Origin of the sequence: Frankia sp. AgKG'84/4 (genome assembly GCF_023242965.2) — a bacterium.
In the GTDB taxonomy this organism is placed as follows: domain Bacteria; phylum Actinomycetota; class Actinomycetes; order Frankiales; family Frankiaceae; genus Frankia.
Genome location: NZ_JALKFU020000809.1, coordinates 1 through 1,049 on the forward strand (window position 1 = coordinate 1; position 1,049 = coordinate 1,049).

2 protein-coding genes are annotated in these 1,049 nt (G+C 77.6%); both read left to right on the forward strand.

Going from position 1 to position 1,049, the window contains the following annotated elements; genetic code table 11:
* On the forward strand, positions 1-336 hold a 336-nt coding region (locus MXD58_RS25370), incomplete at its 5' end, for a hypothetical protein (protein WP_518478682.1).
* A partial coding sequence (locus MXD58_RS25375) for an MFS transporter (RefSeq protein WP_250610178.1) occupies positions 333-1,049 on the forward strand: 717 nt, incomplete at its 3' end. The genes MXD58_RS25370 and MXD58_RS25375, both read left to right, overlap by 4 nt.

Here is a 1,049-nt window from a genome sequence, read left to right on the forward strand (position 1 = left end):
GCGCTGCCCTGGCCGGCGCGGCCCGAGGCGTCGACGGAGACCGCGGCGGGCCACCGGCCCGGCCGCAAGGCGGGCGCGCTCGTCGTCCTCGTCGACGGCGAACTCGTCCTCTACGTCGAGCGCGGCGGACGGTCGCTGCTGTCCTGGGCCGCCCAGGACGATGTGACCGCCCTGGCCGTGGAGGCGCTGGCCCGTGCGGTCGTCGACGGCTCGCTCGGCCGGCTGACCGTGGAGAAGGCGGACGGCGAGGCGGTGGCCGCCAGCGCGCTCGGCGCGGCACTGACCCGGGCCGGCTTCCACCCGACGCCGCGCGGCGGCCTGCGTCTGCGGGCATGAGCACCCCCGGGGCGCAGGCCGCGGGCGGCCGCGGGGAGGCACCGGCGGTGACCTCGCTGTGGGACCGACGGTTACGGACCCTCACCGCCGGGCTCGTCACGATCGTGACGCTGGTCGCGTTCGAGGCGCTGGCCGTCATCACGGTCCTGCCCGCGGTGGCCGCCGACCTGCACGGCGTCGGCCTCTACGGCTGGGCGACCAGCGCTTTCTTCCTCGGCACCATCATCGGCATCGTGCTCGCCGGCACGGGCACCGACCGCTGCGGACCGGCGCGGCCCTTCGCCGCCGGGCTGCTGTTCTTCGGCGCGGGCCTGCTGCTCGCCGCCGTCTCGCCCACGATGCCGGTGTTGGTGCTCGCCCGTGGGCTGCAGGGCCTCGGCGGCGGGGCGATTCCCGCGATCGCCTACGCCACCATCGGCCGGGTCTACCCGGCCACGCTGCGGCCCAGGGTGTTCGCGGTGCTGTCAACCGCCTGGGTGGTGCCCGGTCTCGGTGGGCCGGCGCTGTCCGGCCTGATCGCCGCGCAGGTGGGATGGCGCTGGGTGTTCGGTGGGCTGCTGCCGCTCACGGTCGCCGCGGGGGTCGTGGCGCTGCGGGCGCTGCGGGCCGTGCCCGCGGCGGACAGCACCCCCGCCGGGGCGGGTACCAGCGCCAGCGCGCGTGCGGGCGCCGTTGCCAGCGCGGATGCGGGTGCCAGCGCGGATGCGGGTGCC